Source organism: Kitasatospora sp. NPDC098652 (assembly GCF_044760155.1).
In the GTDB taxonomy this organism is placed as follows: domain Bacteria; phylum Actinomycetota; class Actinomycetes; order Streptomycetales; family Streptomycetaceae; genus Kitasatospora.
Genome location: NZ_JBIWAQ010000004.1, coordinates 132,087 through 157,761 on the forward strand (window position 1 = coordinate 132,087; position 25,675 = coordinate 157,761).

Consider the following 25,675-nt stretch of genomic DNA (forward strand, 5'->3'; position numbering starts at 1 on the left):
TACTTAGAGAGCCTTAGATGCCTTAGGTGCCTTAGGAAGGTGGGCTTGACGACCTAGGAACCCATGAATGACTCAGCCGGAGACGCCGAGCCGCTCCAGGATCAGATCCTTGACCCGGGCCGCGTCCGCCTGGCCACGGGTGGCCTTCATGACCGCGCCGACCAGCGCGCCCACGGCGGCGACCTTGCCGTCGCGGATCTTGGCGGCGATCGCCTCGTTCTCGGCGATGGCCTGGTCGACCGCGGCGCCCAGCGCGGAGTCGTCCGAGACCACGGCCAGGCCGCGCTTCTCGACGACCTCGTCCGGCTCGCCCTCGCCGGCCAGCACGGCCTCGATGACCTGGCGGGCCAGCTTGTCGTTCAGCTTGCCCTCGGCGACCAGCGCGGTGACCCGGGCGACCTGCGCCGGGGTGATCGGCTGCTCGCTCAGCTCGGTGCCGGTCTCGTTGGCGCGACGGGCCAGCTCGCCCATCCACCACTTGCGGGCCTGGTCGGCGGGGGCACCGGCCGCGATGGTCTCCTGGATCGGCTCCACCGCACCGGCGTTGAGCACCGACTGCATGTCCTTGTCGGACAGGCCCCACTCGGCCTGCAGCCGGGCGCGACGCACCCGCGGCAGCTCCGGCAGCCCGGCCCGCAGCTCCTCGACCCACTCCCGGGCGGGGGCCACCGGCACCAGGTCCGGCTCGGGGAAGTAGCGGTAGTCCTCGGCGTTGTCCTTGATCCGGCCCGAGGTGGTGGTGCCGTCGTCCTCGTGGAAGTGGCGGGTCTCCTGGACGATGGTGCCGCCGTCGGTCAGCACGGTGGCGTGCCGCTGGATCTCGAACCGGGCGGCCCGCTCCACGCTGCGCAGGGAGTTGACGTTCTTGGTCTCCGAGCGGGTGCCGAAGGTCTCGGTGCCGTTCGGGCGCAGCGACAGGTTGACGTCGCAGCGCATCTGGCCCTTGTCCATCCGGGCCTCGGAGACGCCCAGCGCCTTGATCAGCTCGCGCAGCTCGGCCACGTACGCCTTGGCGACCTCGGGGGCGCGCTCGCCGGCGCCGACGATCGGCTTGGTGACGATCTCGATCAGCGGGATGCCGGCCCGGTTGTAGTCGAGCAGCGAGTGGGTGGCCCCGTGGATGCGACCGGTGGCGCCGCCGACGTGGCTGGACTTGCCGGTGTCCTCCTCCATGTGGGCGCGCTCGATCTCCACCCGGAAGGTCGAGCCGTCCTCCAGCTGCACGTCGAGGTAGCCGTTGAAGGCGATCGGCTCGTCGTACTGCGAGGTCTGGAAGTTCTTGGGCATGTCCGGGTAGAAGTAGTTCTTCCGCGCGAACCGGCACCACTCGGCGATCTCGCAGTTCAGCGCCAGGCCGATCTTGACGGCCGACTCCACGCCGACCGCGTTGACCACCGGGAGCGAGCCCGGCAGGCCCAGGCAGGTCGGGCAGGTCTGGCTGTTCGGCTCGGCGCCCAGCTCGGTCGAGCAACCGCAGAACATCTTGGTCTTGGTACCCAGCTCGACGTGGACCTCAAGGCCCATCACCGGGTCGTACGACGCGAGAGCGTCCTCGTAGGAGACCAGGTTCATGACGCTCACAGCGTCCCTTCTCACTTGAAGCTTGGGAGGTACGGGCCCGGCCGCCGCGTCGCGCGGGGCCGGGCCGGGGCGTCAGCCCAGCAGTACGTCGTCGGAGGCGAGCTGACGCAGCTCGCGCACCAGCAGGGCGGTGCCGGTGATCAGCGCGGCGGCACCGACCAGGGCGTTGACCAGCTTGAGGGTGTCGCTCTCCTCGCGCGCCTTGCGGACGTCCTTGACCACGGAGACCGCACCGAACGCGCTGGTGCCGATGGACAGCCACAGGCCGGGCTTGCTGTGCTTCCACCCCTTGAGGGAGCTCGGGGCCTTGGCCTTCTCGATCTTGCTCACAGTGCCGGTACCTCCTCCAGCAGGGTGTGCCCCCACTTGTCGTTGAGTGCGGCCTCGACGGCGCCGCCCACGCGGTACAGGCGGTCGTCCGCCATCGCGGGAGCGATGATCTGCAGGCCGACCGGGAGATTGTCCTCCGGCGCCAGGCCGACCGGCAGCGACATGGCCGCGTTGCCCGCCAGGTTGGACGGGATCGTGCACAGGTCGGCCAGGTACATCGCCATCGGGTCGTCGGCGCGCTCGCCGATCGGGAAGGCGGTGGTCGGCGTGGTCGGCGAGACCAGCACGTCCACACCGGCGAAGGCGGCGTCGAAGTCCCGCGAGATGAGCGTGCGGACCTTCTGGGCCGAGCCGTAGTAGGCGTCGTAGTAGCCCGAGGAGAGGGCGTAGGTGCCCAGGATGATGCGGCGCTTGACCTCGTCGCCGAAGCCGGCCTCGCGGGTCAGCGCGGTGACCTCCTCGGCCGAGCGCGAGCCGTCGTCGCCGACCCGCAGGCCGTAGCGCATGGCGTCGAAGCGGGCCAGGTTGGAGGAGCACTCCGACGGCGCGATCAGGTAGTACGCCGGCAGCGCCAGGGTGAAGGACGGGCAGGACACCTCGACGACCTCGGCGCCCAGCTCGCGCAGCAGCTCCACCGACTCGGCGAAGCGCTGCATCACGCCGGCCTGGTAGCCCTCGCCGGCGAACTCCTTGACGACGCCGATCCGCATGCCGCGGATGTCGCGCATCTTCGCGGCCTCGACCACGGCCGGGACGGGCGCGTCGATCGAGGTGGAGTCCAGCGGGTCGTGGCCGGCGATGGCCTCGTGCAGCAGGGCCGCGTCCAGCACCGTACGGGCGCACGGGCCGCCCTGGTCCAGGCTGCTGGAGAAGGCGACCAGGCCGTAGCGGGACACCGAGCCGTAGGTCGGCTTGACGCCGACGGTGCCGGTGACGGCGCCGGGCTGGCGGATCGAGCCGCCGGTGTCGGTGCCGATCGCCAGCGGGGCCTCGAAGGCGGCCAGCGCGGCGGCCGAACCGCCGCCGGAGCCGCCGGGGATGCGGGTGAGGTCCCACGGGTTGCCGGTCGGGCCGTAGGCCGAGTTCTCGGTGGAGGAGCCCATCGCGAACTCGTCCATGTTGGTCTTGCCGAGGATGACCACACCGGCGTCCTTGAGACGGGTGGTCAGGGTGGCGTCGTAGGGCGGGATCCAGCCCTCGAGCATCTTGGACCCACAGGTGGTCGGGATGCCCTTGGTGGTGAAGACGTCCTTGAGCGCGAGCGGGACGCCGGCCAGCGGGCCCAGCTCCTCGCCCTTGGCGCGCTTGTCGTCGACGGCCTTGGCGGCGGCCAGCGCGCCCTCGGTGTCGACGTGCAGGAAGGCGTTGACCTTCTTGTCGACGGCCTCGATGCGGTCCAGGTGCGCCTGGGCGACCTCGACGGCGGAGACCTCACCCTTGGCGATGGCGCCCGCGGTCTCGGCCGCGGTGTACTTGATCAGCTCGGTCATCTCGCTCAGTCCTCCCCGAGGATCTGCGGCACACGGAAACGCTGCTCCTCGGCGGCGGGGGCGCCGGACAGCGCCTGCTCCGGGGTCAGCGACGGCCGCACCTCGTCCGCGCGCATGACGTTGGTCAGCGGCAGCGGGTGGGAGGTCGGCGGGACGTCCTGTCCGGCGACCTCGGAAACGCGGGCGACCGCGCCGATGATCACGTCGAGCTGCTCGGCGAAGTGGTCCAGCTCTTCGGGCTTCAGCTCAAGACGCGACAGCCGGGCGAGGTGGGCGACCTCCTCGCGCGTGATGCCAGGCATGCAGCGATCCTCAGGGTGAGTTCTGGTGAGACCCGGCGACGCCTGCGCGGTGCCGGGCCCGGGCAGGAGCAGCCGGGTTCGGCGCTCCGTCCTCGTGGTCTTTGGACCCCATCCTATGGGGCCCGGCCCGGCCACCGGCCAACGAGTGGAGCCGCGGCCCCGTTACCGCCCCCGTCGCCCCCGTCACCCCTGCGGCTACTGCGGCCCGGTCCGGGCCCAACCCTGCGCGCCCGGCGTCTGGAAGCCGACCTGCGCGGCGGGCAGCGCCTGGCCGCGCTGCCCGGCCTGCAGGGCGGGCGGCAGCACCGGCGGGAGGGTCGGCGGCAGCACCGGGGGCAGCGTGGCCGGCCGGTCGGCCGGCTTGACCGCGGCGGACCGGTCGACCGGCTTGATGATCGACGGGAGCTGCGGCGGGGCGCCGAGGCGCTCCACCGTCGGGGCACCGGTGGTGCGGTGCACCCGCAGCCAGGCGGTGGCCTGCTCCGCGGGCAGGGCCGCGGACACCAGCCAGCCCTGGACGGCGTCCACGCCCATGCAGTGCAGCCGCTCCCAGGTCTCGTCGTCCTCGACGCCCTCGGCGACCACGGTCAGGCCGAGCGAGTGGGCCAGCTCGACCGAGCAGCGGACCACCGCCGCGTCGTGGTCGTCGGCGACCATCCGGGAGACGAAGGAGCGGTCGATCTTGAGCTCGCCGACCGGCAGGCTGCGCAGCCGCACCAGCGAGGAGTGCCCGGTGCCGAAGTCGTCCAGGGACATCCCGACGCCGTAGCCGCGCAGCTCCGCCAGGGTGTCGGCGGCGCGCCGGGAGTCGTCCAGCAGCAGCCGCTCGGTGATCTCCAGCTGGAGTGCGTGGGCCGGCACCTGGTGGCGGACCAGGTGCCCGGCGACGCGCTGGGCGAAGCCGGGGTTGAGCACGTCGCGCGGCGAGACGTTGACCGCGACCTGCACCTGGAGGCCCTGGTCGCGCCAGTAGGCGAGCTGCCCGACCGCCGCCTCCAGCACGTAGTCGGTGAGCCGGGGCATCAGTCCGCTGGACTCGGCGAGCCCGACGAACTCGTCCGGGGAGACCTTCCCCTGCCCCGGGCGCTCCCAGCGCAGCAGTGCCTCCAGGCCGACCACCCGGCCGTCGAAGGCCACCTTCGGCTGGTAGTGCAGCTGCACCTCACCGGTCTCCAGGGCCCGGCGCAGGTCCCCGAGCAGGCCGATCCGGTACGGGGTGTCGGCGTCCTGGGTCTCGTCGTACTGGGCGACCCCGCTGCACTCGCGCTGGGCGTGGCCCATCGCCACGTCGGCGCGGCGCAGCAGCGACTCGGCGTCCTGGGCGCCCTGCGGGTAGACGCAGACGCCGGCGCTGGCCTCCAGCACCAGCAGCAGGCCGTCCAGCCGGATCGGCGCGGCGAGTTCGGCGATCAGCGCCTTGGCGACCCGCTCCAGGCTGTCGGGGCAGTTGATGCCGGGGAGCAGGACGGCGAACTCGTCGCCGCCCATCCGGGCCACCATGGGGCGTCCGCGCCGGTAGTGCCGGGGCAGACCGGCGAAGACGTCGTCGATGGACTCCCGGGTGGCGCTGCCGGCCGGGCCGCCGGAGCGCAGCGCCCGATGGAGCCGGCGGGCGATGTGAACCAGGAGGCGGTCACCGGCCGTATGACCAAGTGTGTCGTTGAGTGATCGGAAGCGGTCGAGGTCAAGCAGGATGAGACCGACGCTGTAACCCTCCTCTCGCTCGACGATGGCCTCCTGGGCGGCCAGCAGTAAGGCCTGACGGTTGGGCAGATCCGTCAGGGGGTCGGTCAGCTGGTCGCGGGCCCGGTCCCGGGCGATCCGCCAGGCCGCCACCAGGACGGCCAGCGGTACCGCGAACAGCGGCAGCAGTTCGGGTTCGAACCGGTAGACCAGGACGGCCAGCGGGATGAGCGGCGCGGCTCCGGCCAGCAGCACGCCGAGCAGCAGGACCGCACCTGCCACCCCCTGCGGCGGGCGTGTGGGCGCGCCGCCGGTCGAACGATCCATAAGCCCTGTCCTCCGTCGGGCCCGCCCCGTCAGGCCGCCTTACGGTGAGGCACCGTGCCGGTACCGACAGCTGCCGGGCATGGAGCGACCCCGAGGAGCACCGGCTCAGCCGGTGCCCCCACCCCTGCTGACACTCTGTTGCGCTCCAGGGTATGCCGGGGTCTCCCCGGTGGGCAGACTTTCGGACAACCGGAAACGCGCCACCGCGCCCGGGTGTCGCACAGTGACACAATGCCCGCTTTCACTGGACGGCACCCGGTGACGCCGCATCAGGACGATAACAACCCGGATCCGGCCGGCGGCCGCTCGGGTCCGCCCGGGCTCAGCCCTCCGCGGGTGCCTCGACGGCCGCCTCCGCCGCCGCGGGCTCCGGAAGTCCCAGGTGGGCACGGGCGGCAGACGGTCCGTCGGCGAGCAGCACCGCGAAGCCGGCGTCGTCCAGGACCGGCAGGCCGAGCTGAACTGCCTTGTCATACTTGGACCCGGGGTTGTCACCGGCGACCACGAAGTCGGTCTTCTTCGAAACCGAACCGGTCACCTTCGCTCCACGCGAGGTCAGCGCCTCCTTGGCGCCGTCCCGGGTGTGGCCGGCCAGCGTCCCGGTGACGACCACGGTCAGGCCCTCCAGCGGACGCTCCGCCGCCTCCTCGTCCGCGAACTCCTCGACGAAGCGGACCCCGGCGGCCCGCCACTTCTCCAGGATCTCCCGGTGCCACTCCTCCTCGAACCACTCCCGGATCGAGCGGGCGATGGTCGGTCCCACGCCCTCGACCGCCGCCAGCTCCTCCTCGGTGGCCGAGAAGACCCGGTCCAGGTCACGGAACTCACGCGCCAGCTCCTGCGCCGCCACCGGGCCCACGTGCCGGATCGACAGGCCGTTCAGGAAGCGCCAGAGCGGACGGTCCTTCGCCGCCTCCAGGTTGTCCAGCAGGGTCTGCAGCGACTTCTTCGGCTCGCCCTTGGTCGTGGCGAAGAAGAAGACCTCCTTCTCCTTGCCCGTCCGGTCGTCCAGCTTGGGCATGCCGGTCTTCTGGTCGCGCACCAGTACCTTGATCGGCAGCAGCTGCTCCGCCGTCAGCCCGAAGACGTCCCCCTCGTTGTGCACCGGGGCCTCGGCCGGCTCCAGCGGCTGGGTCAGCGCGGTGGCCGCGACGTAGCCCAGGCCCTCGACGTCCAGGCAGGAGCGCCCGCCGAGGAAGGCGATCCGCTCCCGGATCTGGGCCGGGCAGTGCTGGGCGTTGGGGCAGCGCAGGTCGATGTCCCCCTCGGACATCGGGCGCAGTTCGGTGCCGCACTCCGGGCAGTGCGAGGGCATCACGAAGGCCTGCTCGGTGCCGTCCCGCAGGTCGTAGACCGGGCCGAGGATCTCCGGGATGACGTCACCGGCCTTGCGCAGCACCACGGTGTCCCCGAGCAGGACGTCCTTGGCCTTGACCACGTCCTGGTTGTGCAGCGTCGCGTACTGCACCATCGAGCCGGCCACCTTCACCGGCTCGGCCAGCACCGCGTACGGGGTGGCCCGGCCGGTTCGCCCGATGCCGACCTTGATCTCGGCCAGCTTGCCGGTGACCTCCTCCGGCGGGTACTTCCAGGCGATCGCCCAGCGCGGGGACTTGGAGGTGGCGCCGAGCCGGCCCTGGAGGGCGATCTCGTCCACCTTGACCACGACGCCGTCGATCTCGTGCTCGACCGAGTGCCGCTGCTCGCCGAAGTGCTCGATGAAGGCCCGCACCTCGGCCAGCGTGCCGACCACCTTGTTGTGCCGGGCGGTGGGCAGGCCCCAGTCGTGCAGCAACTGGTAGGCGTGCGACTGGTTGTCGATGTCGAAGCCGACCCGGGCGCCGATGCCGTGCACCACCATGTGCAGCGGGCGGGAGGCGGTGACGTGCGGGTCCTTCTGGCGCAGCGAACCGGCGGCGGCGTTGCGGGGGTTCATGAACAGCCGGATCATCGCCCGGGGCCGCTTGCCCTCCTTGGCGCGCTCCTCGTTCTCCTGCCGGCGGCGCTCGTTCTCCGCCGCGAACGAGGCGTTGAGCGCGTCGAACTCCTCGGTCGGGAAGTAGACCTCGCCGCGGATCTCCACCAGCTCGGGGACGTTCTCGCCCTTGAGCCGGTGCGGGATCTCCTTGATGGTGCGGACGTTGGCGGTGATGTCCTCGCCGACCCGGCCGTCGCCGCGGGTCGCCGCCTGCACCAACTGGCCGTTCTCGTAGGTGAGGTTGACGGCCAGGCCGTCCACCTTGAGCTCGCACAGGTAGTGGTACTCGATGCCGTGCAGCTCGGTGGCGACGCGGTCCGCCCAGGCGCCGAGCTCCTCGTCGTCCATCGCGTTGTCCAGGCTGAGCAGCCGCTCGCGGTGCTCGACGGCGGCGAACAGCGCGGTGGGGGCGCCGCCGACCCGCTGGGTCGGCGACTCCGGCGTCACCAGGGCCGGGTGCTCGGCCTCCAGCTCCTCCAGTTCGCGCATCAGCGCGTCGAACTCGGCGTCGCTGACGACCGGCGCGTCCTGCTCGTAGTACCGGGCGCGGTGGTCGGTGATCTCCTGCGCCAGCTCGGCGTGCCGCCGGCGCACCTCCGCCGGGACGTCCTCCCAGCCCTCGACAGCCGTCACCGCAAGCCCTCCTACGTTCTCATTCCGGGTTGTCCACCAGGCTCTGCGCCGCCCGCGCGGCGAGCGACAGCGCCTTGCGCGCGTACGCCGGGGAGGCCCCGGCGAGCCCGCAGGTCGGCGTCACCAGCACGCGGCGGCCCAGCAGCTCCGGAGCGAACCCGAGCCTGCGCCACAAGGTCCTGATCCCCTGGACACTACCGGCCGGGTCCGACACCACCTGGTCAACGGAGGGGACGACACCAGCGAGGATCGCCGTGCCGCCCTCCACCGCCTCGCCCAGGTCCTCGTCCTGGCGCTCGGTGAGGAGGGAGAAGTCCAGCGAGATCCCGGCGGCACCGGCCCGGCGCAGCAGCGGAATCGGGACGTCCGGCGCGCAGGAGTGCACCACGACCGGCGCGTCCAGGCCGCGGACCAGCTCGCGCAGCACCTCCTCGGCGACCTGCCGGTCGACGGCGCGCAGCCGCTGGAAGCCGCTGGCGGTCTTCACCTGCCCGGCCAGCACGGCGGGCAGCGAGGGCTCGTCCAGCTGGAGCACCACCTCGGCCCCCGGGACGCGCTTGCGGACCTCGGCCAGGTGGCGGCGCAGCCCCTCGGTGAGCGAGCCGGCGACGTCCCGGCAGGCACCGCGGTCGGCGAGGGCCTTCTCGCCGTGCTTGAGCTCGATGGCGGCCGCCAGCGTCCACGGGCCCACGGCCTGGACCTTGAGCGCCCCCCGGTACCCCTGGGTGAACTCCTCCAGGGCGTCCAGGTCCTCGCCGAGCCAGGAGTGGGCGCGGCGGGTGTCCCGGCCGGGGCGGTCGGCGAACCGCCAGCCGCTGGGCTCGGTCTGCGCGAAGAGTTCCACCAGCAGGCCGGCGCTGCGGCCGATCATGTCGGCGCCCGGCCCGCGGGCGGGCAGCTCGGGCAGGAACGGGAGCTGCTCCAGCGCGCCGGTGGAGGTCTTGGCGGCCTCCCGGGCATCGGTGCCGGGCAGCGAGCCGACGCCGGTGGCGGCGCCGCGCAGGTCGGGGAAGGCGTTCGGAGTGCTCACCCGTCCGAGCCTAGTGCGCGGCGCCGGGCCGGTTCGTCAGCGGGCCTCGGCGGCCCTCAGCTGCCCTCGGCGGCCCTCAGCGTCCCGGGCGGACGGTGATGTCGGTGATCTCGGCGTCCCGGGAGGCGTCCAGGGCCGCGAGGACGGCCTTCGCGACGGACTCCGGCTCGATCCAGCGGGCGGGGTCGTACTCCTTGCCCTCCTGCTGGTGCACCTTGGCCTGCATCGCGGTGGCGGTGCGGCCCGGGTAGACCGAGGTGACCCGCACGCCGTTCGCGTGCTCCTCCTGGCGCAGCGCGTCGGCGAGCGCCTTGAGCCCGTGCTTGCTGGCCGCGTACGCCGACCACTCGGCGTGGGCGGTCAGGCCCGCGCCGGAGTTGACCAGCACCACATGGCCCTTGGCCAGGCGCAGCGAGGGCAGCAGCAGCCGGGTCAGCTCGGCGGGGGCGACCAGGTTGACGTTCAGGGTGTCCTGCCAGGCCTTCACCGGCAGGTCGCCGACCGTGCCGAGCTCGACCGTGCCCGCGACGTGCAGCAGCGAGTCGAGGGTGACGGGCAGCTGCTGCTGCCCGAAGGCCCAGGAGAGCTTGGCGGGGTCGCCGAGGTTGCCGACCAGGGTGCGGGCGCCGGGGAAGCGGTCCCGCAGCTCGCCGGCCCGCCGGGCGTCCCGGGCGAGCAGCCAGAGCTCGTCCCCGCGCTCGGCGAGCTTCTCGGTCAGGACGGCGCCGATGCCGGAACCGGCACCGGTGATCAGATGTGCAGCCATGGCCCCGATCCTCTCAGGCCTTGAGCAGCGTGAAGACCTCGGCGGGTGTGTCGGCGAAGCCGACCAGCTCGGAGAGCGGGCGCGGCAGGAAGCCCTCGGCGTCCATCCGGTCCAGCTGGGTGCGCAGGCCCGCGTAGAAGCCCTCGGTGTCCAGCAGGACGACCGGCTTGTCGAAGATCCCGTGCTTCTTGAGCTCCAGCACCTCGGTGACCTCGTCCATCGTGCCCAGCCCGCCGACCAGCACCACGACGGCGTCCGCCCGGGCGGCCAACTCCCGCTTGCGCTCGGCCAGATCGGCGGTCATCACCAGCTCGTCGGCGCCGACGTAGCCCTTGTGCTTGAGCATCTCGACCAGCACGCCGACCAGCCGGCCGCCCGCCGCCTTCACCTCGTCGGCGAGCAGCCCCATCAGGCCGGCGTCGGAGCCGCCCCAGACCAGGGTGTGGCCGCCCTCCCCCAGGAGCCGGGCGAACTCGGCGGCGGGGGCGGTGTAGCGGTCGTCGAGCGAGTACGCGGAGCAGAAGACGCAGATGTTCATAATGCCGACTGGTCTATCACGCCCGCCCGCCCCCGCCCACCGGGTTTGGCCGCCGGGTCACAGCAGGTGGCGGCCGTCGTGGGTTCGGATGCTCGGTGCCGTGTCGTCCCGGAACGCATCCAACAGGCGCACGGAGTAGACCTCGGCCATGCGGTCGGAGACCTCGGCAGGTGTGAGCCAGTCGACTTCGACCGACTCCTCGGAGAGCCGCTCCGCCCCGGCCTCCGGTCGGCAGCGGAAGACCAGGGCGACGATTCCGCGACTCACGTTCTTGTAGACGCCGGTCAACCGCTCCACCCGAACCTTGATCCCGGTCTCCTCGTAGACCTCACGGCACACGCCGTCCTCAACCGGCTCGGTCAGCTCCAGCACCCCGCCCGGGGGCTCCCAGGTCCCGTTGTCGGCCCGGCGGATCGCCAGAACCCGGCCGTCCTCGCGCACCACCGCCCCGGCGACGGACACCGAGTGGAGCGGCGTTGACTGGGGATTCCCGGCGCTGTTACTCATGTGCAGGAGGATAGGAGCCCTGAAAGACCATGGCGCTGAACGGGCCCGGCCGTCCGCACCGGACGGCCGGGCCCCGAGAAACACGCGCGATCACGGGTGTTGGAAGAGCACCTCCGGGTTCGCCGTCGACGGGCCGTCGAGGAGGGGCTGGTGGATTCCCTTCAGGGTCCGGTCGAAGAAGGCTCCGACGTACTCCCGGGTCAGCTGCATCCCGCGCTCCGGCGAGGTGGTCGTCCCCGGAGGGAGCGGCATGCCGATCTCGGCAGCCAGCACGGTGACGTCCGTGAAGCTGGCGTGGTTGGTGCCCGCGACGGTCAGCCAGGGCTTGTAGCCCTTCCAACCGGCCCAGGTCTGCGCCCAGGACGTGTCCCCGCCGTTCGAGGAGTGGTCGCTGTCCTTGCCGAGCAGGAGGAACGAGCGCCCGTCGAGCTTGTCGGTCGGAACCGGCGGCCAGAACGTGCCGTCCATGTTCACCCCGGCCAGGATCCGCTGGTCCTCGGCCATCGCGTTGAGCGTCGAGGCGCCGCCGATCGAGTGCCCGGCCATCCCGATCCGGTCGCGGTCGATCAGGTGGGACAGGCGCCAGACCGGGTGCTGCCCGGTCAGCTGGTCCAGGACGAAGGACACGTCCTTCGCCCGGCTGTCCGGGAGCGAGTCCGGTGCGCCGCTGTCGCACAGTGCGCAGCCCGGGGTGCTGCCGTCGGCGAGCGTCTCGCCGGAGTCCTCGTAGGTGTGGCCGACCAGGGCCACCACGTAGCCGCGGCTGGCCAGGTCGGTCGCCAGGCCGGTCAGCGTGGCGCGGGGGTTCTCGAAGCCCGGGGAGAGCACCACCAGGGGGAACTTCCCGCCGGCGGCCTTCGCGCCGGTGTAGGCGTGGGTGTCGACGCCGACCAGGTCCTGCGCCGTGAGCCCGGTGCCGGCCGGCACCCGCGTCGCCAGGAAGCCCTGGGCCTCGCCAGGGGTCATGTACGGAGCGGGCTCCCCGGTGCCCTGCCGGGCCGGGTAGAACATCGACACGGCCAGCTGCCGCGGACCGGCCGCGGGCACCCACGGGTCGGTGCGGCCCTGGTCGGTCAGGTGCAGCACCTCCTCCCCGGCCTCGTACCGCCCGGTCGGGCGGGGCAGTTCGCCGTGGAAGGCGGCCGGATTGCTGGACACGGCGGTGGCGGCCGCGGTGGCGGGCCGCGACGGCGAGGCCGTCGCGGCCCCGGCCAGCGGGAGCGGAAGGGCGAGAGCGAGCGCTGCGACGGCCGCGATGCGGCGGATTCGGGTCATGTCCCAGACGTTAGGTCCGCGGCCCGGACCCCCGAATCAGCCGGACGAATGCCCTGTCGGGCCGCGGTCATCCGGGCGATTCAGCGGCGTCATCCCTTCGGATGACGCCGCCATGGCCCGCTCAGACCCGCGCCGCCGGGCGTTCGGTGGTGGCGATGGTGGCGGAGCCGATGACGCGGGTGCCGTCGTAGAGGACGACGGCCTGGCCCGGGGCGATGCCGCGCGCCGGGGTGTCCAGGCGGACGTGGAGCTCGCCGTCGACCATGGCGGCGGTGACCGGCACCTCCTCGCCGTGGGCGCGCAGCTGGGCGGTGTAGCGGCCCTCGGCCAGGGGCTCGGTGCCGCACCAGCGGGGGCGGATGGCGGTCAGGGCGGTGACGTCCAGACCCTCGACCGGGCCGACGGTGACGGTGTTGTTCACCGGGGAGATGTCCAGCACGTAGCGCGGCTTGCCGTCGGCCGCCGGGCGACCGATCCGCAGGCCCTTGCGCTGACCGATGGTGAAGCCGTACGCGCCGTCGTGCTCGCCGAGCTTGGTGCCGTCCACGTCGAGGATGTCGCCGGTGGCGGTGCCGAGGTGCTTGGCCAGGAAGCCCTGGGTGTCGCCGTCGGCGATGAAGCAGATGTCGTGGCTGTCGGGCTTCTTGGCGACGGCCAGGCCGCGGCGCTCGGCCTCCGCCCGGATCTCTTCCTTGGTGGTGTCGCCGAGCGGGAAGAGGGAGTGGGCGAGCTGGTCGGCGTCGAGCACGCCGAGGACGTAGGACTGGTCCTTGGCGGCGTCCACGGCGCGGTGCAGCTCGCGCGAGCCGTCCGGCAGGTCCACGACGCGGGCGTAGTGGCCGGTGCAGACGGCGTCAAAGCCGAGGGCGATCGCCTTGTCCAGCAGCGCGGCGAACTTGATCTTCTCGTTGCAGCGCAGGCAGGGGTTCGGGGTCCGACCGGCCGCGTACTCGGCGACGAAGTCGTCGATCACGTCCTCGCGGAAGCGCTCGGCGAGGTCCCAGACGTAGAACGGGATGCCGATCACGTCGGCCGCCCGCCAGGCGTCCCGGGAGTCCTCGATGGTGCAGCAGCCGCGCGCGCCCGTACGGAAGGACTGCGGGTTGGCGGACAGCGCCAGGTGCACGCCCGTCACCTCGTGCCCCGCTTCGACGGCGCGGGCGGCGGCGACGGCGGAGTCGACTCCGCCGGACATCGCCGCGAGCACGCGCAGGCGGCCGGTGGACGGAGTGGTCGGGGCACCCGGGAAGTCAGTCATGGTGACTACAAGAGTACGGGGCCGTCGAACATGCCCGGCCCGTACCGGGGCTACCGCCGGACGGACGCCAGCCCCGCGTTGCGGGCCCGCTGCACCGCCGGGCCGATGGCCGCCACCAGTGCCGTGACGTCCTCGCGCACCGAGGTGTGCCCGAGCGAGAACCGCAGCGAGGCACGGGCCAGCAGCGGGTCGACCCCCATCGCCAGCAGCACGTGGCTGGGCTGCGGCACCCCGGCCGAGCAGGCCGAGCCGGTGGAGCACTCGATGCCCTGGGCGTCCAGCAGCATCAGCAACGCGTCGCCCTCGCAGCCGGGGAAGGAGAAGTGGGCGTTGGCGGGCAGCCGCCCCTCCCCCGCCGGGTCGCCGTTGAGCACCGCGTCCGGGACGGCCGCGGCCACCCCGGCGACCAGTTCGTCGCGCAGCGCGCCGAGCGTCACCGCGTGCTCCGCCCGCCGCTCGACGGCCAGCGCGGCGGCGGCCGCGAAGCCGGCGGCGGCGGGGGCGTCCAGGGTGCCGGAGCGTACGTCGCGCTCCTGGCCGCCGCCGTGCAGCAGCGGTACGGGCGTGGCGCCGCGGGAGAGCAGCAGGGCGCCGATGCCGAACGGGCCGCCGATCTTGTGCCCGGTGACGGTGAGCGCGGTGAGGCCCGAGTCGGCGAAGGAGACCGGGACCTGACCGAGCGCCTGCACCGCGTCGGCGTGCATCGGGATGCCGTACTCGGCCGCCACGGCGGCGAGTTCGCGCACCGGCTGGACGGTGCCGACCTCGTTGTTGGCCCACATCACGGTGACCAGGGCGACGGAGCCGGGGTCGCGCTCGATCGCGGCGCGCAGCGCCCGGGGGTGCACCCGGCCCAGCGCGTCCACCGGCAGGTACTCGACCGTCGCGCCCTCGTGCTCGGAGAGCCAGTGCACCGCGTCCAGCACGGCGTGGTGCTCGACCGGGCTGGACAGCACCCGGGTGCGGGCCGGATCGGCGCCCCGGCGGGCCCAGTAGAGGCCCTTGACCGCCAGGTTGTCGGACTCGGTGCCGCCGCCGGTCAGCACGATCTCGCTCGGGCGGGCGCCCAGCGATTCGGCCAGCGACTCGCGGGACTCCTCGACCACCCGGCGGGCCCGGCGGCCGGCCGCGTGCAGGGACGAGGCGTTGCCGACCACCCCCAGGTGCGCCGACATCGCGGCGATCGCCTCGGGCAGCATCGGCGTGGTCGCCGCATGGTCCAGGTATGGCATAACCATCCGATTGTAGAGGGCATGCTCCGGGGCCCCAGCAGGCCCGGGCCCGGGTGCGCACCGATCCGGCCACGGCCGCGGCCGGCGGACGGCGGCGTCCGGCACTGGTTTGTACCACTGCGCCGCCCAGCGGTTAGCCTGACGACCACTTCTCCATCGGGTTCCAGCGTTCCAGGGGGCGCCATGTCGCAGTCGGTCGACCGCGCGCTGACCCTGCTCGGCTCGCTCGGCGACGGGCCGCTCTCGCTGGAACAGGCCGCGAGCAGCCTCGGGGTGCACAAGTCCACCGCGCTGCGGCTGCTGCGCACCCTGGAGGAGCACGGGTTCGTCCGGCGCCAGCCCGACCTGCGCTACCGGGTCGGCGGCCGGGTGCTGTCGCTGGCGCACCGGGCGCTGGAGGACTTCGACGTCCGGCAGGTCGCCGCGCCGTACCTGGCCGCGCTGAACGCGCGCTGCGGCTACACCGTCCAGCTGGCCGTGCTGCACGACGGCGAGGTGCTCTACCTGGACGAGGTGGCCGCGCCCTCGGCCGCCCGCCCGCCGCGGATCGGGCGCCGCGCCCCGGTGACCGGGACGGCCGTCGGGCGGGTGCTGCTCGCCGGGCTGCCGGAGGACGGCGTCCGCGAGGAGGAGCTGCCGGCCGAGCTGGCGGCGGTGCGCCGCCGGGGCTGGGCGGCCGAGTCGGCCGAGCACCGGGAGCCGGTGACCTGCGTGGCCGCGCCGGTGGCGGGCAGCGGCGGACGGACGGTCGCGGCCTGCGCGCTGAGCGCCCCGGCCGGCCAGGTGCCGCCGGCCGAGCTGGCCCGGATGCTGCCGGAGCTGCTCTGCACGGCCGAGGCGATCTCGCTCGCCTGCGGCGGCTCGCCTACTCCTCGCTGGTGCGAGAACCGTTGCGGTGCCAGGCCCGCGGGGCACGCCAGCCGTACCTCAGGGCGAGCATCCGCAGCACGAAGGCGGTGAGCGCGGCGGCGGTGCCGGTGGCGCCGGTGAGCCGGTCGGCCCCGATCAGCACGGCCACCAGGGCGGCGCCGACCAGCGCCGGCACGGCGTAGATCTCGCGGTCCCAGCGCAGCAGCGAGGGGATCTCCCCGGCCAGCACGTCGCGGATCACCCCGCCGCCGGCCGCGGTCACCATGCCGAGCGCGATCGAGGCGACCGCGCCCAGCCCGTAGTCGTGCGCCTTGGCGGTGCCGGTGACGCAGAACAGGCCGAGGCCGAGGGCGTCCAGGGTCTGCACGGAGCGGTTGATCCGCTCGACCTCGGGGTGCAGGAAGAACACCACGAGGCCGGCGGCCAGCGGGGTGAGGAAGTAGCCGAGGTTGGTGAAGGCGGCTACGGGGGTGGCGCCGATCACCAGGTCGCGCATCACCCCGCCGCCGAGGGCCGTGACCTCCGCCAACACGCAGATCCCGAAGATGTCCATGTTCTTGCGGACGGCGAGCAGCGCCCCGGAGAGGGCGAAGACGAAAATGCCGACGAGGTCCAACGATTGCTGCACGTCGGAGGGGAAGATCTGCGAACTCACCGTCCATGTGTACCCGATCCACCCGGTCGTTCCCGACACCGGTCACAGTCCGGATGAAACCGTCTCGCGGACGGGGCAGTCCCCGCCCGGGCGGGTGCACCCCCGGCCCACTCCGCTAACCTCCCGCGTGTGAAGCTCACCGGACGCGCATTCCCACGCCGACAGAACACCCGTGCCGCCGCGGGTGCCGCCCCAGCAGCCTCGGCGAGGCTCGGCTGGCTCGACGCCCTGCGCGGCATAGCCGCGCTCTCCGTGGCGATCTACCACTTCGCGCTGCCGTTCTACTGGCTCCACATCGACCACGCGCCGCGCAACTTCGGGGATCCGGGCATCTTCGGCGTGATGCTGTTCTTCCTGGTGAGCGGGTACATCATCCCGGCCTCGCTGGAGCGGCGCGGCGATGTGCGCTCGTTCTGGGCGGGCCGGTACTTCCGGATCTACCCGGTGGTGATCGTCACCGCGCTGCTGAGCCTGCTGCTCCTGCCCCGCAACCACTCGGTCATCCAGGGCTTCGCCTTCGACCACCCGCTGCTCTCGGTGGTGGGCAACGCCCCGATGGTGCAGGACCTCACGGGCGTCCCGAACCTCATCGGGGTGATGTGGACGCTCACCTACGAGATGATCTTCTACTTCTTCGTGACGGCCCTGTTCGTCAACGGCAAGCACAAGAAGAGCGCCCCGCTCGCGATCGGCTTCGCCGGCGCCGCGCTGCTGCTCGGCTCCTGGCTGCCGCTCGGCCTGCTCACGGCGGACGGCGGCCTGCCCGCCAACCGGCACCTGACGGTGGCCGTCCTGGTCATCGTGATCACCGCGATGGTCTGCTTCCTCACCGGCCGGGTCGACCTGACCCGCTGGGGCGGGACGATGCTCGGCGGGCTGGGCCTGGTGCTGGTCGTGCTGAACGGCCGCTCCGCCGCCTTCGAGACCCTGCTGATCTTCGCCACCATGTTCTCCGGGACGGTGCTGTACCGGCTGGAGCACGGCCAGATCGACCGGCTGCCGGCCCTGCTGTGCTGCGGCTTCGTCCTCACCTCGGGCGTCCTGTGCGGCTTCATGTACAACCGCGACAACGCGCTGTGGCGGACCTGGAGCGAGTCCTGGCAGTCGTTCTCCGGCGCTTACCTGGGCGCCTGGGTCGTCTTCGCGATCGGCATGCTGCTGCGCCACCGCCGCTTCCCGCGCTGGCTGACCTGGACGGGCTCGATCAGCTACTCGGTGTACCTGCTGCACAACCCGATCATCCACTTCATGAACTGGAAGCTGGAGGGCCGTCCGGCCTTCACCTCCTGGCAGGACCGCAGCCTGCAGTTCTTCGGCCTGATGGCCGCCCTGCTGCTGATCAGCTACCTCAGCTACCGCCTGGTCGAGATCCCGTTCCAGAACCTGGGCCGCAAGGTGATCAAGGCGCTGAACCGCCGCTTCCCGGCCGAGCTGCCGTCGGCCCGACCGGCCGCCCCGGGCACCCCCGCCGCGCGCGCGCCGCAGCCGGCCGGCCCGGCCGCGGAGGCCGAGGCGCAGCCCGTCCTGGACGGCGCCGGGCGCGGCTGACACCCGCCCGCCACGACGTGAGGCCGCCCGCCCCCGATTCCCGGGAGCGGGCGGCCTCTCTTTCGTCGGTACTGGGCGTTCTCAGGGCTGCGCCTAGTCGGTCCCCTCGGGGAAGTGACACGCCACCTGGTGCCCGGTCCTCGCCACCGCCAGCGGCGGCTCCTGGCTCGCGCACACGTCCTGCGCCTTCCAGCAACGGGTGCGGAACCGGCAGCCGCTGGGCGGGTTGATCGGCGAGGGCACGTCGCCCTTGAGCAGGATCCGCTCGCGCCCGCCCTGCTGGCGCCGGCGCGGGTCCGGCACCGGGACGGCCGACATCAGGGCCGTGGTGTACGGGTGCATCGGGCTGCGGTAGAGCGAGTCGCGGTCGGCGATCTCGACGATCTTGCCGAGGTACATCACCGCCACCCGGTCGGAGACGTGCCGGACCACCGAGAGGTCGTGCGCGATGATCAGGTAGGTCAGGCCGAGCTCCTGCTGGAGGTCGTCGAGCAGGTTGACCACCTGCGCCTGGATCGACACGTCCAGCGCCGAGACCGGCTCGTCCGCGATGATCATCTTCGGCTTGAGCGCGAGTGCCCGGGCGATGCCGATGCGCTGGCGCTGGCCGCCGGAGAACTCGTGCGGGTAGCGGTTGTAGTGCTCGGGACTGAGCCCGCACAGCTCCAGCAGGTCCTGGACGGCCTTCTTGACGCCGCCCTCGGGGTGGACCCCCTGGAGCTTGAACGGCGCGCTGACGATGGTGCCGACGGTGTGCCGGGGGTTCAGCGAGGAGTACGGGTCCTGGAAGATCATCTGGATGTCTCGGCGCAGCGGCCGCATCGCCCCGGTGCCGAGGTGGCTGATGTCGGTGCCCTCGAACTCGATCGTCCCGCCGGTGGGTTCGTCGAGCCGGGTGACCAGCCGCCCCATCGTCGACTTGCCGCAGCCGGACTCGCCGACGACGCCCAGCGTCTCGCCGGCGTTGACGGTGAAGTCGATGCCGTCGACGGCCCGCACCGCGCCGGTCGGGCGCCGCAGCAGTCCGCCGCGGATCGGGAAGTGCCGGGTCAGGCCGGTGACCTTCAACAGCGGCTCGCGCTCGGGGGCGGGCGCCGGTGCAGGGATGGTGGCCCCCTGAGTGTCCGTCATCGGTTCTCTCCAGAATGGTGGTACGGGGCCGGGCTCACAGCCGGGGCGCGATCTCTTCGGCGAAGATGCGGTGCCGCTCGTCGGCCGCCAGGTGGCAGGCCGCGAAGTGCCCGGGTGCGGCCTCGGTGAGCACCGGGACCTCGCCCGTGGAGCGCCCGCCGGTCAGGGCGGCGTACGGGCAGCGCGGGTGGAAGGCGCAGCCGGACGGCACGTTGATCAGGCTGGGCGGGGTGCCCCGGACCGGCACCAGCCGGTCCTGCAGTTCCCGGTCCAGTCGCGGCATCGAGCCCAACAGGCCCCAGGTGTAGGGGTGTTCGGGCGCGTCGAAGAGGGTCTCGGCGGGCCCGCGCTCGATGCACTTGCCGCCGTACATGACCAGGATGTCGTCGGCGAGCTCGGCGACCACCCCGAGGTCGTGGGTGATGATGATGACGGCGGAGCCGAACTCCTGCTGGAGGTCCCGGATGAGGTCCAGGATCTGCGCCTGGACGGTGACGTCCAGGGCGGTGGTGGGCTCGTCGGCGATCAGCAGCGAGGGGTCGTTGACCAGGGCCATGGCGATCATGGCGCGCTGGCGCATGCCGCCGGAGAACTGGTGCGGGTAGTCGTCGACCCGGCGGTCCGGCTGCGGGATGCCGACCCGGTCGAGCATCTCGATCGCGCGGGTCCTGGCCTGCTTCTTGGAGGCCTGGGGGTGGTGCACCCGGTAGGCCTCGACGATCTGCTGCCCCACCGTGTAGTAGGGGTGCATCGCGGTCAGCGGGTCCTGGAAGATCATCGCCAGTTCCCGGCCGCGCAGTTGGCGCACCCGGTCCGGTCCGGCGGCGATCAGGTCCTCGCCGTCCAGCCGGATCTCGCCGCTGATCCGGGCCCGCTTGGAGCGGTGCAGGCCCATGATGCCGAGCGAGGTGACGGACTTGCCGGAGCCGGACTCGCCGACGATGCCGAGGGTGCGGCCCTTGTGCAGGTCGAAGCTGACCCCGTCCACCGAGCGGACCAGGCCGTCGTCGGTGTCGAAGTGGATCCGCAGGTCGCGCACGGACAGGAAGGGGTCGCCCGCAGAGCTGGGCGCGGCGTCCGCCGGGTTCTTCTGGAGGTCGGTCACGAGAGCCTCACGCGGGGGTCGACGAGGGCGTACAGGAGGTCGACCACGAGGTTGCAGGCGACGATGAAGAAGGCGGCCAGCAGGGTGACGCCGAGGATCTTGGGCAGGTCGTTGTCGGAGATCGCCTGGACGGCGAACTGGCCGATGCCCTTGAGCGAGAAGACCTGCTCGGTGATCAGTGCACCGCCGAGCAGCAGGCCGAGGTCCATGCCGAAGATGGTGACGATCGGGGTGAGCGCGGAGCGCAGACCGTGCTTGACCACCACCTTGCGCTCGACCAGGCCCTTGGCCCGGGCGGTGCGGATGTAGTCCTCGCTCATCGTCTCCAGCATCCCGGCGCGGGTGAGCCGGGCGTAGAGCGCGGAGTAGAGGAAGGCCAGCGAGATCCACGGGAGGATCAGGTTGCGGGCCCACATCAGCGGGTCGGCGGTGAAGTCGACGTACTCCAGGTTGTCCAGGATCGGCCACTCGTAGCTGAACACGGTCAGCAGCAGGGCGCCGGTGAAGAAGACCGGGAGCGAGACGCCGGCCAGCGCGATGCCCATGGAGAGCCGGTCGAAGATCGAGCGCGGCTTGAGGGCGGAGATCACGCCGGTGGTGACGCCGGAGACCAGCCAGAGCACCGCCGCGCCGATGGCGAGCGAGATGGTGACCGGGATCCGGCTGGTCATCTCCGGCCAGACCTCCAGGTGGTTCTTGAAGGAGTAGCCGAAGCAGGGCACGTGGCAGGTGGCCGGTTCCGGGCCGAACTTGTACTCGGCGCCGCTGACCAGCGCCTTGAGGAAGTTCCAGTACTGGGTGTACAGCGGCTGGTCGAAGCCGAGGTTCTGCTTGACCGCCTGGATCGCCTCGGGCGAGGGGTTCTTCCCGATGTACTGCGCGGCCAGCTGGTCGGTGGTCTCGCCGGCGATGCGCGGGAGCAGGAAGAAGATCGCGAAGGTGACCGCGCTGACGACGACCAGCAGTGCCGCGGCCGCGAGGATCCTGCGGATGATGTAGGCAAACACAGTTGGGCGGCTCCGGCGGCCCGCCGCCGTCCGGGGTCTTCCGGACGGCGGCGGGCGCCGCTGCCTTCACCTGCCTTCAGGGATGCGGAGCCAGGCTCTTTACTTGGTGGTGCCGATGTTCAGGTAGTCGTACTCACCCGAGAAGGCCGGGGTGGACGCCAGGTTGGTGGCGCTGTCCGGGCGGTACAGGAAGACCTTGAAGTCGGTCAGCGGGACGTACACCGCGGACTCCATGACCTTCTTGTCGATGTCGCCGTAGATCTTCTCGCGGGCGGCCCGGTCCGGGTTGACCGCGGCGTCGTCCAGCAGCTTGTTGACGGCCGGGTCGTTCAGCTGGGCCAGGTTGCTGTTGCCGGAGGCCTTGATCGCGCGGCCGTCGACGATCTGCTGCAGGAAGCCGTAGCCGGTCGGCCAGTCGGCGCCCCACTGCATCATCATCAGACCGATGTTGTGGTCCTGGGTGTACTGCGGCGCACCGGCCGAGTCGGTCAGGTACTTGCCCTGCGGGAACTGCTGGATCTCGGCGTTGATGCCGATGTTCTTGAGCTGCGCCTGGATCGCGGTGGCCGCGGCGACCTCGGTCGCGCGCTCGGTGCGGGCGGACAGCACGGTGGTGAAGCCGCCGTCCTTGCCGCAGGCCTTCAGGGCGTCCTTGGCCTTGGCCTGGTCACCCTTGTTGTCCTTGGTCTCGAACAGGTTGAAGTCCTGGTGGCCCGGGATGTCCGGCGGGAGCACGGTGTTGGCCACCTGGCCGCGGATCGGGCCGCCGAGCGCGGTCTGCACCGCGACCTTGTCGACCGCGAACTGGACGGCCTTGCGGCACTCGATGTTGTCGAACGGCGCGACCTTGGTGTTGATCGCCATGTAGACCAGGCGGCCGCCGTAGGCGTTGTCGGTCTTCGCCTTGAGCTTCGAGTCGCGCAGGATCTGCGCCTGGGTCTGCGGGTCGACGCCGCCGCCGACCAGGTCGACCTGGGCGTTGCCGGCCAGCAGGTCCTTGTCGATGGTGGCCTGGTCGATGTTCATCTTGAGCACGATCTTGTCCGGCAGCTGCTTCCGGATCGGGTCGGTGCTCTTGTCCCAGTTGGTGTTCGGGACCAGGACGGCCTGCTTGCCGTCCTCGTAGGACTCGAACTTGTAGGTGCCCGAGGACGCGATGTGCTTCACGTAGTCGGCACCGGTGTCCTTGGCCTGCGGGACGGGCGCCGTCTGCGGGGCGCTGACCAGGTAGTCGAAGTCCGCGAACGGGTGCTGCAGGTGGAAGACGACCGTGGTGTCGTCCGGCGTCTCGATCGACTTGAGGTCGCCGGTCTTGTCCTTGTACGGGCCCTGGTACGGCGTCGGGTTGTCGACCAGCAGGTCGTGGAAGTACGTCGGGCCGTTGGAGTTCACCTCGGGCGCGAAGTTCGAGCGCTCCACGGCGTACTTGACGTCCTTGGAGGTGATCGGGGTGCCGTCGTCGTACTTGAGGCCGGCCCGCAGCTTGTACGTCCAGGTCAGGCCGTCCGTGCTGGGCTGGCCCAGCGACTCGGCGAGGTCCGGGACCAGCTTGTTGCCGTCCGCGCCGGCGGCCGGGTTGAAGGTGGTCAGCGGACGCCCGTACAGGCGCGAGAAGTTGTAGATGTAGGCGTAGTAGGTGTTGCCCGGGTCGAGGGAGTCCGGGGTGCCCTTCATCTCGTAGGTGACCGTCCCGCCCTTCTTGTCCGAGGCGTTGACGATCTGCTTGGTGGCCGCGTCGGCGCCGCCACCGTTGGAATCGGCCGAGTTCGAGCTTCCGCCGTTGTTCTTGGTGCTGGACGAGCAGCCGGTGACGACCAGGACCGCGGCTGCGGCCACGGCGGTCAACGCGACGGTACGGGACCTACGCATGGGTGAGATCAACCCCTTGAGGATGTGGAGGAGGAAGGGCCTGGCGCCTGCGCATTGACGCAGGGTCAGTTGCTCTTGGGATCGAGGGCGTCACGCAGCCCGTCGCCGAGCAGGTTGAACGCGAGCACGGTGATGAAGATCGCCACACCGGGGACCACCATGTACTGGGGGTCGACCTGGTAGTAGTTCTTCGCGTCCGCCAGCATGCCGCCCCAGGAGGACTGCGGGGGCTGGATGCCGACGCCGAGGAAGCTCAGCCCGGCCTCGAAGAGGATGTTGGTCGGGATCAGCAGGGTCGAGTAGACCAGGATCGGGCCGACCAGGTTGGGCAGCAGTTCCTTGAACAGGATGAACGGGCCGCGCGCACCGAGGCTGCGGGCCGCGAAGACGAACTCCCGCTCGCGCAGCGAGAGGGTCTGTCCGCGCACGATCCGGCCCATGTAGGGCCAGTTGAAGAAGCCGATCACGAAGATCAGCACCAGGATGTGCAGCGGCAGGCCGTGCAGGCCGAACGCGCCGCCCTGGAGCGAGGCGGAGATCGCGATGGCGAACAGCAGCAGCGGGAACGCCAGGAAGACGTCCATCAGCCGGCTGATCAGGGTGTCCACCCAGCCGCCGTAGTAGCCGGCCATCACGCCGAGCACGGTGCCGATGGTGTTGGAGAGCACGGTCGCGCCGAAGGCGACCAGCAGGGAGACCCAGGAGCCGTCGACCACGCGGGCGAGCAGGTCGCGGCCCTGCAGCGGGTCGATGCCGAGCAGGTGGTCCCCGCTCATCCCGCCCCAGTCCCCGAGCGGGAGTCCGCCGAGGTTGGCGTCCAGCAGGTCCGGGTTCGGCTGGTCGGGGTCGAGCCCGAACAGGGCCTCGATCGGGCCGGACAGGACGGCCAGGAGGATCAGCAGGATCACCACGACGCCGCCGGCGACGGCGGCCTTGTCCCGCTTGAAGCGGGTCCAGGCGATCCGCCCGAGGGAGCGGCCCTCGATCGTGGTGGCCGGGCTCGGGGAGGCGGGCGCCTCGGGTTCGTTCCCGGCGGTAGTGATGGGTGCGGTCATGGTCAGTTGGTCCCCTCGCCGACGGTGGCCGGCCCACGGGTGCCGGGCGCCGGCTTCGGCGGTACGGCTGCGGACGTGCGGAGGTGCTAGGAGCAGGTGGTCGCGGCAGTGCGTCGTGCACGGGCACTGCCTCCACGCGGGATGGGCTTCGCGTGGATCGAGCGGTCGGCGTGCGCGTTCACCTTCGTGGGGTTTCCAGTACGCGCGATGCGTTGCGCAGAACTCTCTGTCATCCGAACTGGCTTGCGCCAGCCCTGACAACCGACAGATGCCCAACTGTGATCTGCCTGCATGCACGCCTCCGATCTTCGGCATATACCTCTTCACACGGGTGTAACTGCCATGTCAAGATGCCTCTGCGGAGAGTGCGGAAATTCGTCCGGAAAGCACCGAAGCCGACCTGTTGGTGAATCAAGTCGGCTTCGGGTGAGCGATTTTGGCTATTGGGTCTACCGGTCAGCGCCCGGGGTAGCCGGGCCACTGCGGCTGGGGCTGCTGCCCCCAGCCCGGCGCGGGCGGCTGGGTGCCGTACGCGTAGCCCGGCATCGACTGCCCGGGCACCGGCCGGCCCGGCACCGGCTGCCCCGGCATCGACTGGCCCGGGTACGGCGGCGGCACCGGCGGGTACGGGCCGGTCGGCGGGCGCCCGGCCTCCCGGTCGAAGAACGGCCGCGCGTTGGCGCGCATCCACAGCGCCACCGGGTCGAACTCGTCCGCCATCGCCACCGTGGACACCGCGAGCCCCTCCGGGGCCACCGCGATCGCGCGCTGCATCAGCGCCCGCACCGCCTCCACGGCCGGCGGCGAACTCTCGTACAGGTCCAGACCGATCGCCAGGTACGGCTCCCCCACCGCCGGCTGCACCCAGGCCCGGCGCAGCGCCCGCACCGCGCGCACCTCACCGGCCTGCCGCTCCAGCAGGGCGAAGAACTGCTGCGCGTCGACCTGCGGCTCGCTCAGCTTCAACGGACCGGCCGGCAGCCGGTCCAGGCCCGCGGCGACCCGCCGCAGGTCCGCCCAGGGCACGCCCACCCCGCCGCCCGGCGCGTGCGGGTTCAGCCACAGGCCCCAGCGGGTGCGGTACAGCGAGGCGGCGATCTCCCGCCCCGAGATGACCTCGTGGGCCCGCGCCCAGCCGGAGGCCGTCAGCTGCTCGGGCGAGGTCACGGCCGGCGCGTAGCCGTGACCGCTGATCTCCATGTTCCCGTACTGCGCGTCCGGGCTGCCCGGCGTACCGTGCCAGAGCAGCATCCAGACCTGGCCGTCGGCCAGCGCGTGCAGCAGCCGCTCGTACGCGTCGAAGCGCTCCGGCGCGACCTCGCGCAGAGCCTGCTCCAACCCGCCCGGGTCCGCGCCCGGGCGCCCGGCCGGTGCCTGGCCCCAGGGCCCCGGCGCCCCGCCCGCTCCCGTTCCCGCACTCATGCGCCCACCTCGCCGCGCCTCTTTCCTGAACCCGCCGGCCCGTCAGCCGCCTGCACGCACCCTATGGCGCGGCACCGGCCGCC

General features: G+C 71.9%; 21 protein-coding genes and 1 pseudogene. 2 read left to right on the forward strand and 20 right to left on the reverse strand.

Translation table 11 applies throughout. From position 1 onward, the window contains the following. Positions 1 to 72: 72 nt before the first annotated feature. From gatB to ACIQWA_RS11460, 13 genes and pseudogenes are all read right to left on the reverse strand, one after another. Entirely contained in the window at positions 73 to 1,581 is a 1,509-nt protein-coding gene (gene gatB, locus ACIQWA_RS11400; protein ID WP_402481031.1) for an Asp-tRNA(Asn)/Glu-tRNA(Gln) amidotransferase subunit GatB, read from the reverse strand. A 72-nt stretch (positions 1,582 to 1,653) separates the two neighbouring features. Beyond that, positions 1,654 to 1,911: a hypothetical protein gene (locus tag ACIQWA_RS11405; protein ID WP_360232989.1), complete on the reverse strand. Its 258-nt coding sequence runs from the start codon at positions 1,909 to 1,911 to the stop codon at positions 1,654 to 1,656. Next, the gene (gene gatA / locus ACIQWA_RS11410; RefSeq protein ID WP_360232986.1) at positions 1,908 to 3,401 is read right to left on the reverse strand and encodes an Asp-tRNA(Asn)/Glu-tRNA(Gln) amidotransferase subunit GatA; all 1,494 of its coding nucleotides are present in this window, start codon (positions 3,399 to 3,401) and stop codon (positions 1,908 to 1,910) included. The genes ACIQWA_RS11405 and gatA overlap by 4 nt, the downstream gene beginning before the upstream one ends. Before the next feature lie 5 nt (positions 3,402 to 3,406). Then, on the reverse strand, positions 3,407 to 3,703 hold the full coding sequence (gene gatC / locus ACIQWA_RS11415) for an Asp-tRNA(Asn)/Glu-tRNA(Gln) amidotransferase subunit GatC (RefSeq protein ID WP_030057414.1): 297 nt from the start codon (positions 3,701 to 3,703) through the stop codon (positions 3,407 to 3,409). A gap of 195 nt (positions 3,704 to 3,898) precedes the next feature. Then, positions 3,899 to 5,650: pseudogene (locus ACIQWA_RS11420) on the reverse strand (putative bifunctional diguanylate cyclase/phosphodiesterase); the annotation flags it as partial. A gap of 385 nt (positions 5,651 to 6,035) precedes the next feature. Continuing rightward, positions 6,036 to 8,324, reverse strand: a complete 2,289-nt coding sequence (ligA, locus tag ACIQWA_RS11425) for an NAD-dependent DNA ligase LigA (protein WP_402481035.1) — start codon at positions 8,322 to 8,324, stop codon at positions 6,036 to 6,038. A 19-nt stretch (positions 8,325 to 8,343) separates the two neighbouring features. Next, entirely contained in the window at positions 8,344 to 9,354 is a 1,011-nt protein-coding gene (locus ACIQWA_RS11430; protein ID WP_360232977.1) for a methionine synthase, read from the reverse strand. A 76-nt stretch (positions 9,355 to 9,430) separates the two neighbouring features. After that, on the reverse strand, positions 9,431 to 10,120 hold the full coding sequence (locus ACIQWA_RS11435; RefSeq protein WP_402481038.1) for an SDR family oxidoreductase: 690 nt from the start codon (positions 10,118 to 10,120) through the stop codon (positions 9,431 to 9,433). A gap of 13 nt (positions 10,121 to 10,133) precedes the next feature. Further along, entirely contained in the window at positions 10,134 to 10,658 is a 525-nt protein-coding gene (locus ACIQWA_RS11440) for a TIGR00730 family Rossman fold protein (protein ID WP_402481040.1), read from the reverse strand. A gap of 57 nt (positions 10,659 to 10,715) precedes the next feature. After that, positions 10,716 to 11,177, reverse strand: coding sequence for an NUDIX hydrolase (locus ACIQWA_RS11445; protein ID WP_402481598.1), 462 nt, complete (start codon positions 11,175 to 11,177; stop codon positions 10,716 to 10,718). Between the two features lie 78 nt (positions 11,178 to 11,255). Continuing rightward, positions 11,256 to 12,440 (reverse strand): alpha/beta hydrolase family protein, encoded by a 1,185-nt coding sequence (locus ACIQWA_RS11450; protein WP_402481043.1) that lies wholly within the window; start codon positions 12,438 to 12,440, stop codon positions 11,256 to 11,258. Between the two features lie 121 nt (positions 12,441 to 12,561). Continuing rightward, complete coding sequence (gene mnmA / locus ACIQWA_RS11455) at positions 12,562 to 13,698, reverse strand: tRNA 2-thiouridine(34) synthase MnmA (RefSeq protein ID WP_402481046.1); 1,137 nt, start codon at positions 13,696 to 13,698, stop codon at positions 12,562 to 12,564. A 50-nt stretch (positions 13,699 to 13,748) separates the two neighbouring features. Beyond that, entirely contained in the window at positions 13,749 to 14,930 is a 1,182-nt protein-coding gene (locus ACIQWA_RS11460; protein ID WP_402481049.1) for a cysteine desulfurase family protein, read from the reverse strand. 183 nt (positions 14,931 to 15,113) lie between these two features. Between ACIQWA_RS11460 and ACIQWA_RS11465 the strand changes: the two genes are divergently transcribed. Further along, a complete protein-coding gene (locus ACIQWA_RS11465; RefSeq protein WP_360232958.1) occupies positions 15,114 to 15,890 on the forward strand; it encodes an IclR family transcriptional regulator in 777 nt (258 codons plus the stop codon). On the opposite strand, the gene ACIQWA_RS11470 is transcribed toward ACIQWA_RS11465, so the two are convergent. Continuing rightward, the gene (locus tag ACIQWA_RS11470; protein ID WP_360232955.1) at positions 15,796 to 16,455 is read right to left on the reverse strand and encodes a trimeric intracellular cation channel family protein; all 660 of its coding nucleotides are present in this window, start codon (positions 16,453 to 16,455) and stop codon (positions 15,796 to 15,798) included. The two genes, ACIQWA_RS11465 and ACIQWA_RS11470, sit on opposite strands and share 95 nt — an antisense overlap. 129 nt (positions 16,456 to 16,584) lie before the next feature. Between ACIQWA_RS11470 and ACIQWA_RS11475 the strand changes: the two genes are divergently transcribed. Further along, positions 16,585 to 18,003, forward strand: a complete 1,419-nt coding sequence (locus ACIQWA_RS11475; protein WP_402481052.1) for an acyltransferase family protein — start codon at positions 16,585 to 16,587, stop codon at positions 18,001 to 18,003. A 93-nt stretch (positions 18,004 to 18,096) separates the two neighbouring features. Here the strand turns inward: ACIQWA_RS11475 and ACIQWA_RS11480 are convergent, their stop codons facing one another. From ACIQWA_RS11480 to ACIQWA_RS11505, 6 genes are all read right to left on the reverse strand, one after another. Beyond that, entirely contained in the window at positions 18,097 to 19,134 is a 1,038-nt protein-coding gene (locus tag ACIQWA_RS11480; RefSeq protein ID WP_360232949.1) for a dipeptide ABC transporter ATP-binding protein, read from the reverse strand. A gap of 34 nt (positions 19,135 to 19,168) precedes the next feature. Continuing rightward, a complete protein-coding gene (locus ACIQWA_RS11485) occupies positions 19,169 to 20,239 on the reverse strand; it encodes an ABC transporter ATP-binding protein (RefSeq protein ID WP_402481055.1) in 1,071 nt (356 codons plus the stop codon). Beyond that, the gene (locus ACIQWA_RS11490) at positions 20,236 to 21,246 is read right to left on the reverse strand and encodes an ABC transporter permease (protein WP_360232943.1); all 1,011 of its coding nucleotides are present in this window, start codon (positions 21,244 to 21,246) and stop codon (positions 20,236 to 20,238) included. The genes ACIQWA_RS11485 and ACIQWA_RS11490 overlap by 4 nt, the downstream gene beginning before the upstream one ends. Positions 21,247 to 21,345: 99 nt before the next feature. After that, positions 21,346 to 23,115 (reverse strand): ABC transporter substrate-binding protein, encoded by a 1,770-nt coding sequence (locus ACIQWA_RS11495; protein ID WP_402481058.1) that lies wholly within the window; start codon positions 23,113 to 23,115, stop codon positions 21,346 to 21,348. Between the two features lie 65 nt (positions 23,116 to 23,180). After that, a complete protein-coding gene (locus ACIQWA_RS11500) occupies positions 23,181 to 24,170 on the reverse strand; it encodes an ABC transporter permease (protein WP_360232937.1) in 990 nt (329 codons plus the stop codon). Positions 24,171 to 24,626: 456 nt separating this feature from the next. Further along, positions 24,627 to 25,592, reverse strand: a complete 966-nt coding sequence (locus tag ACIQWA_RS11505) for an enhanced serine sensitivity protein SseB C-terminal domain-containing protein (RefSeq protein WP_402481063.1) — start codon at positions 25,590 to 25,592, stop codon at positions 24,627 to 24,629. Positions 25,593 to 25,675 lie beyond the last annotated feature (83 nt).

Bases quoted from the DNA above. Each gene is read 5' to 3' on its own strand.
- ACIQWA_RS11495 (WP_402481058.1), bottom strand. From the start codon at position 23,115: ATGCGTAGGTCCCGTACCGTCGCGTTGACCGCCGTGGCCGCAGCCGCG.
- ACIQWA_RS11500 (WP_360232937.1), bottom strand. From the start codon at position 24,170: ATGACCGCACCCATCACTACCGCCGGGAACGAACCCGAGGCGCCCGCC.
- gatA (WP_360232986.1), bottom strand. From the start codon at position 3,401: ATGACCGAGCTGATCAAGTACACCGCGGCCGAGACCGCGGGCGCCATC.
- ACIQWA_RS11465 (WP_360232958.1), top strand. From the start codon at position 15,114: ATGTCGCAGTCGGTCGACCGCGCGCTGACCCTGCTCGGCTCGCTCGGC.
- ACIQWA_RS11450 (WP_402481043.1), bottom strand. From the start codon at position 12,440: ATGACCCGAATCCGCCGCATCGCGGCCGTCGCAGCGCTCGCTCTCGCC.
- ACIQWA_RS11480 (WP_360232949.1), bottom strand. From the start codon at position 19,134: ATGACGGACACTCAGGGGGCCACCATCCCTGCACCGGCGCCCGCCCCC.
- ACIQWA_RS11505 (WP_402481063.1), bottom strand. From the start codon at position 25,592: ATGAGTGCGGGAACGGGAGCGGGCGGGGCGCCGGGGCCCTGGGGCCAG.
- gatC (WP_030057414.1), bottom strand. From the start codon at position 3,703: ATGCCTGGCATCACGCGCGAGGAGGTCGCCCACCTCGCCCGGCTGTCG.
- ACIQWA_RS11460 (WP_402481049.1), bottom strand. From the start codon at position 14,930: ATGCCATACCTGGACCATGCGGCGACCACGCCGATGCTGCCCGAGGCG.
- ACIQWA_RS11435 (WP_402481038.1), bottom strand. From the start codon at position 10,120: ATGGCTGCACATCTGATCACCGGTGCCGGTTCCGGCATCGGCGCCGTC.
- mnmA (WP_402481046.1), bottom strand. From the start codon at position 13,698: ATGACTGACTTCCCGGGTGCCCCGACCACTCCGTCCACCGGCCGCCTG.
- ACIQWA_RS11440 (WP_402481040.1), bottom strand. From the start codon at position 10,658: ATGAACATCTGCGTCTTCTGCTCCGCGTACTCGCTCGACGACCGCTAC.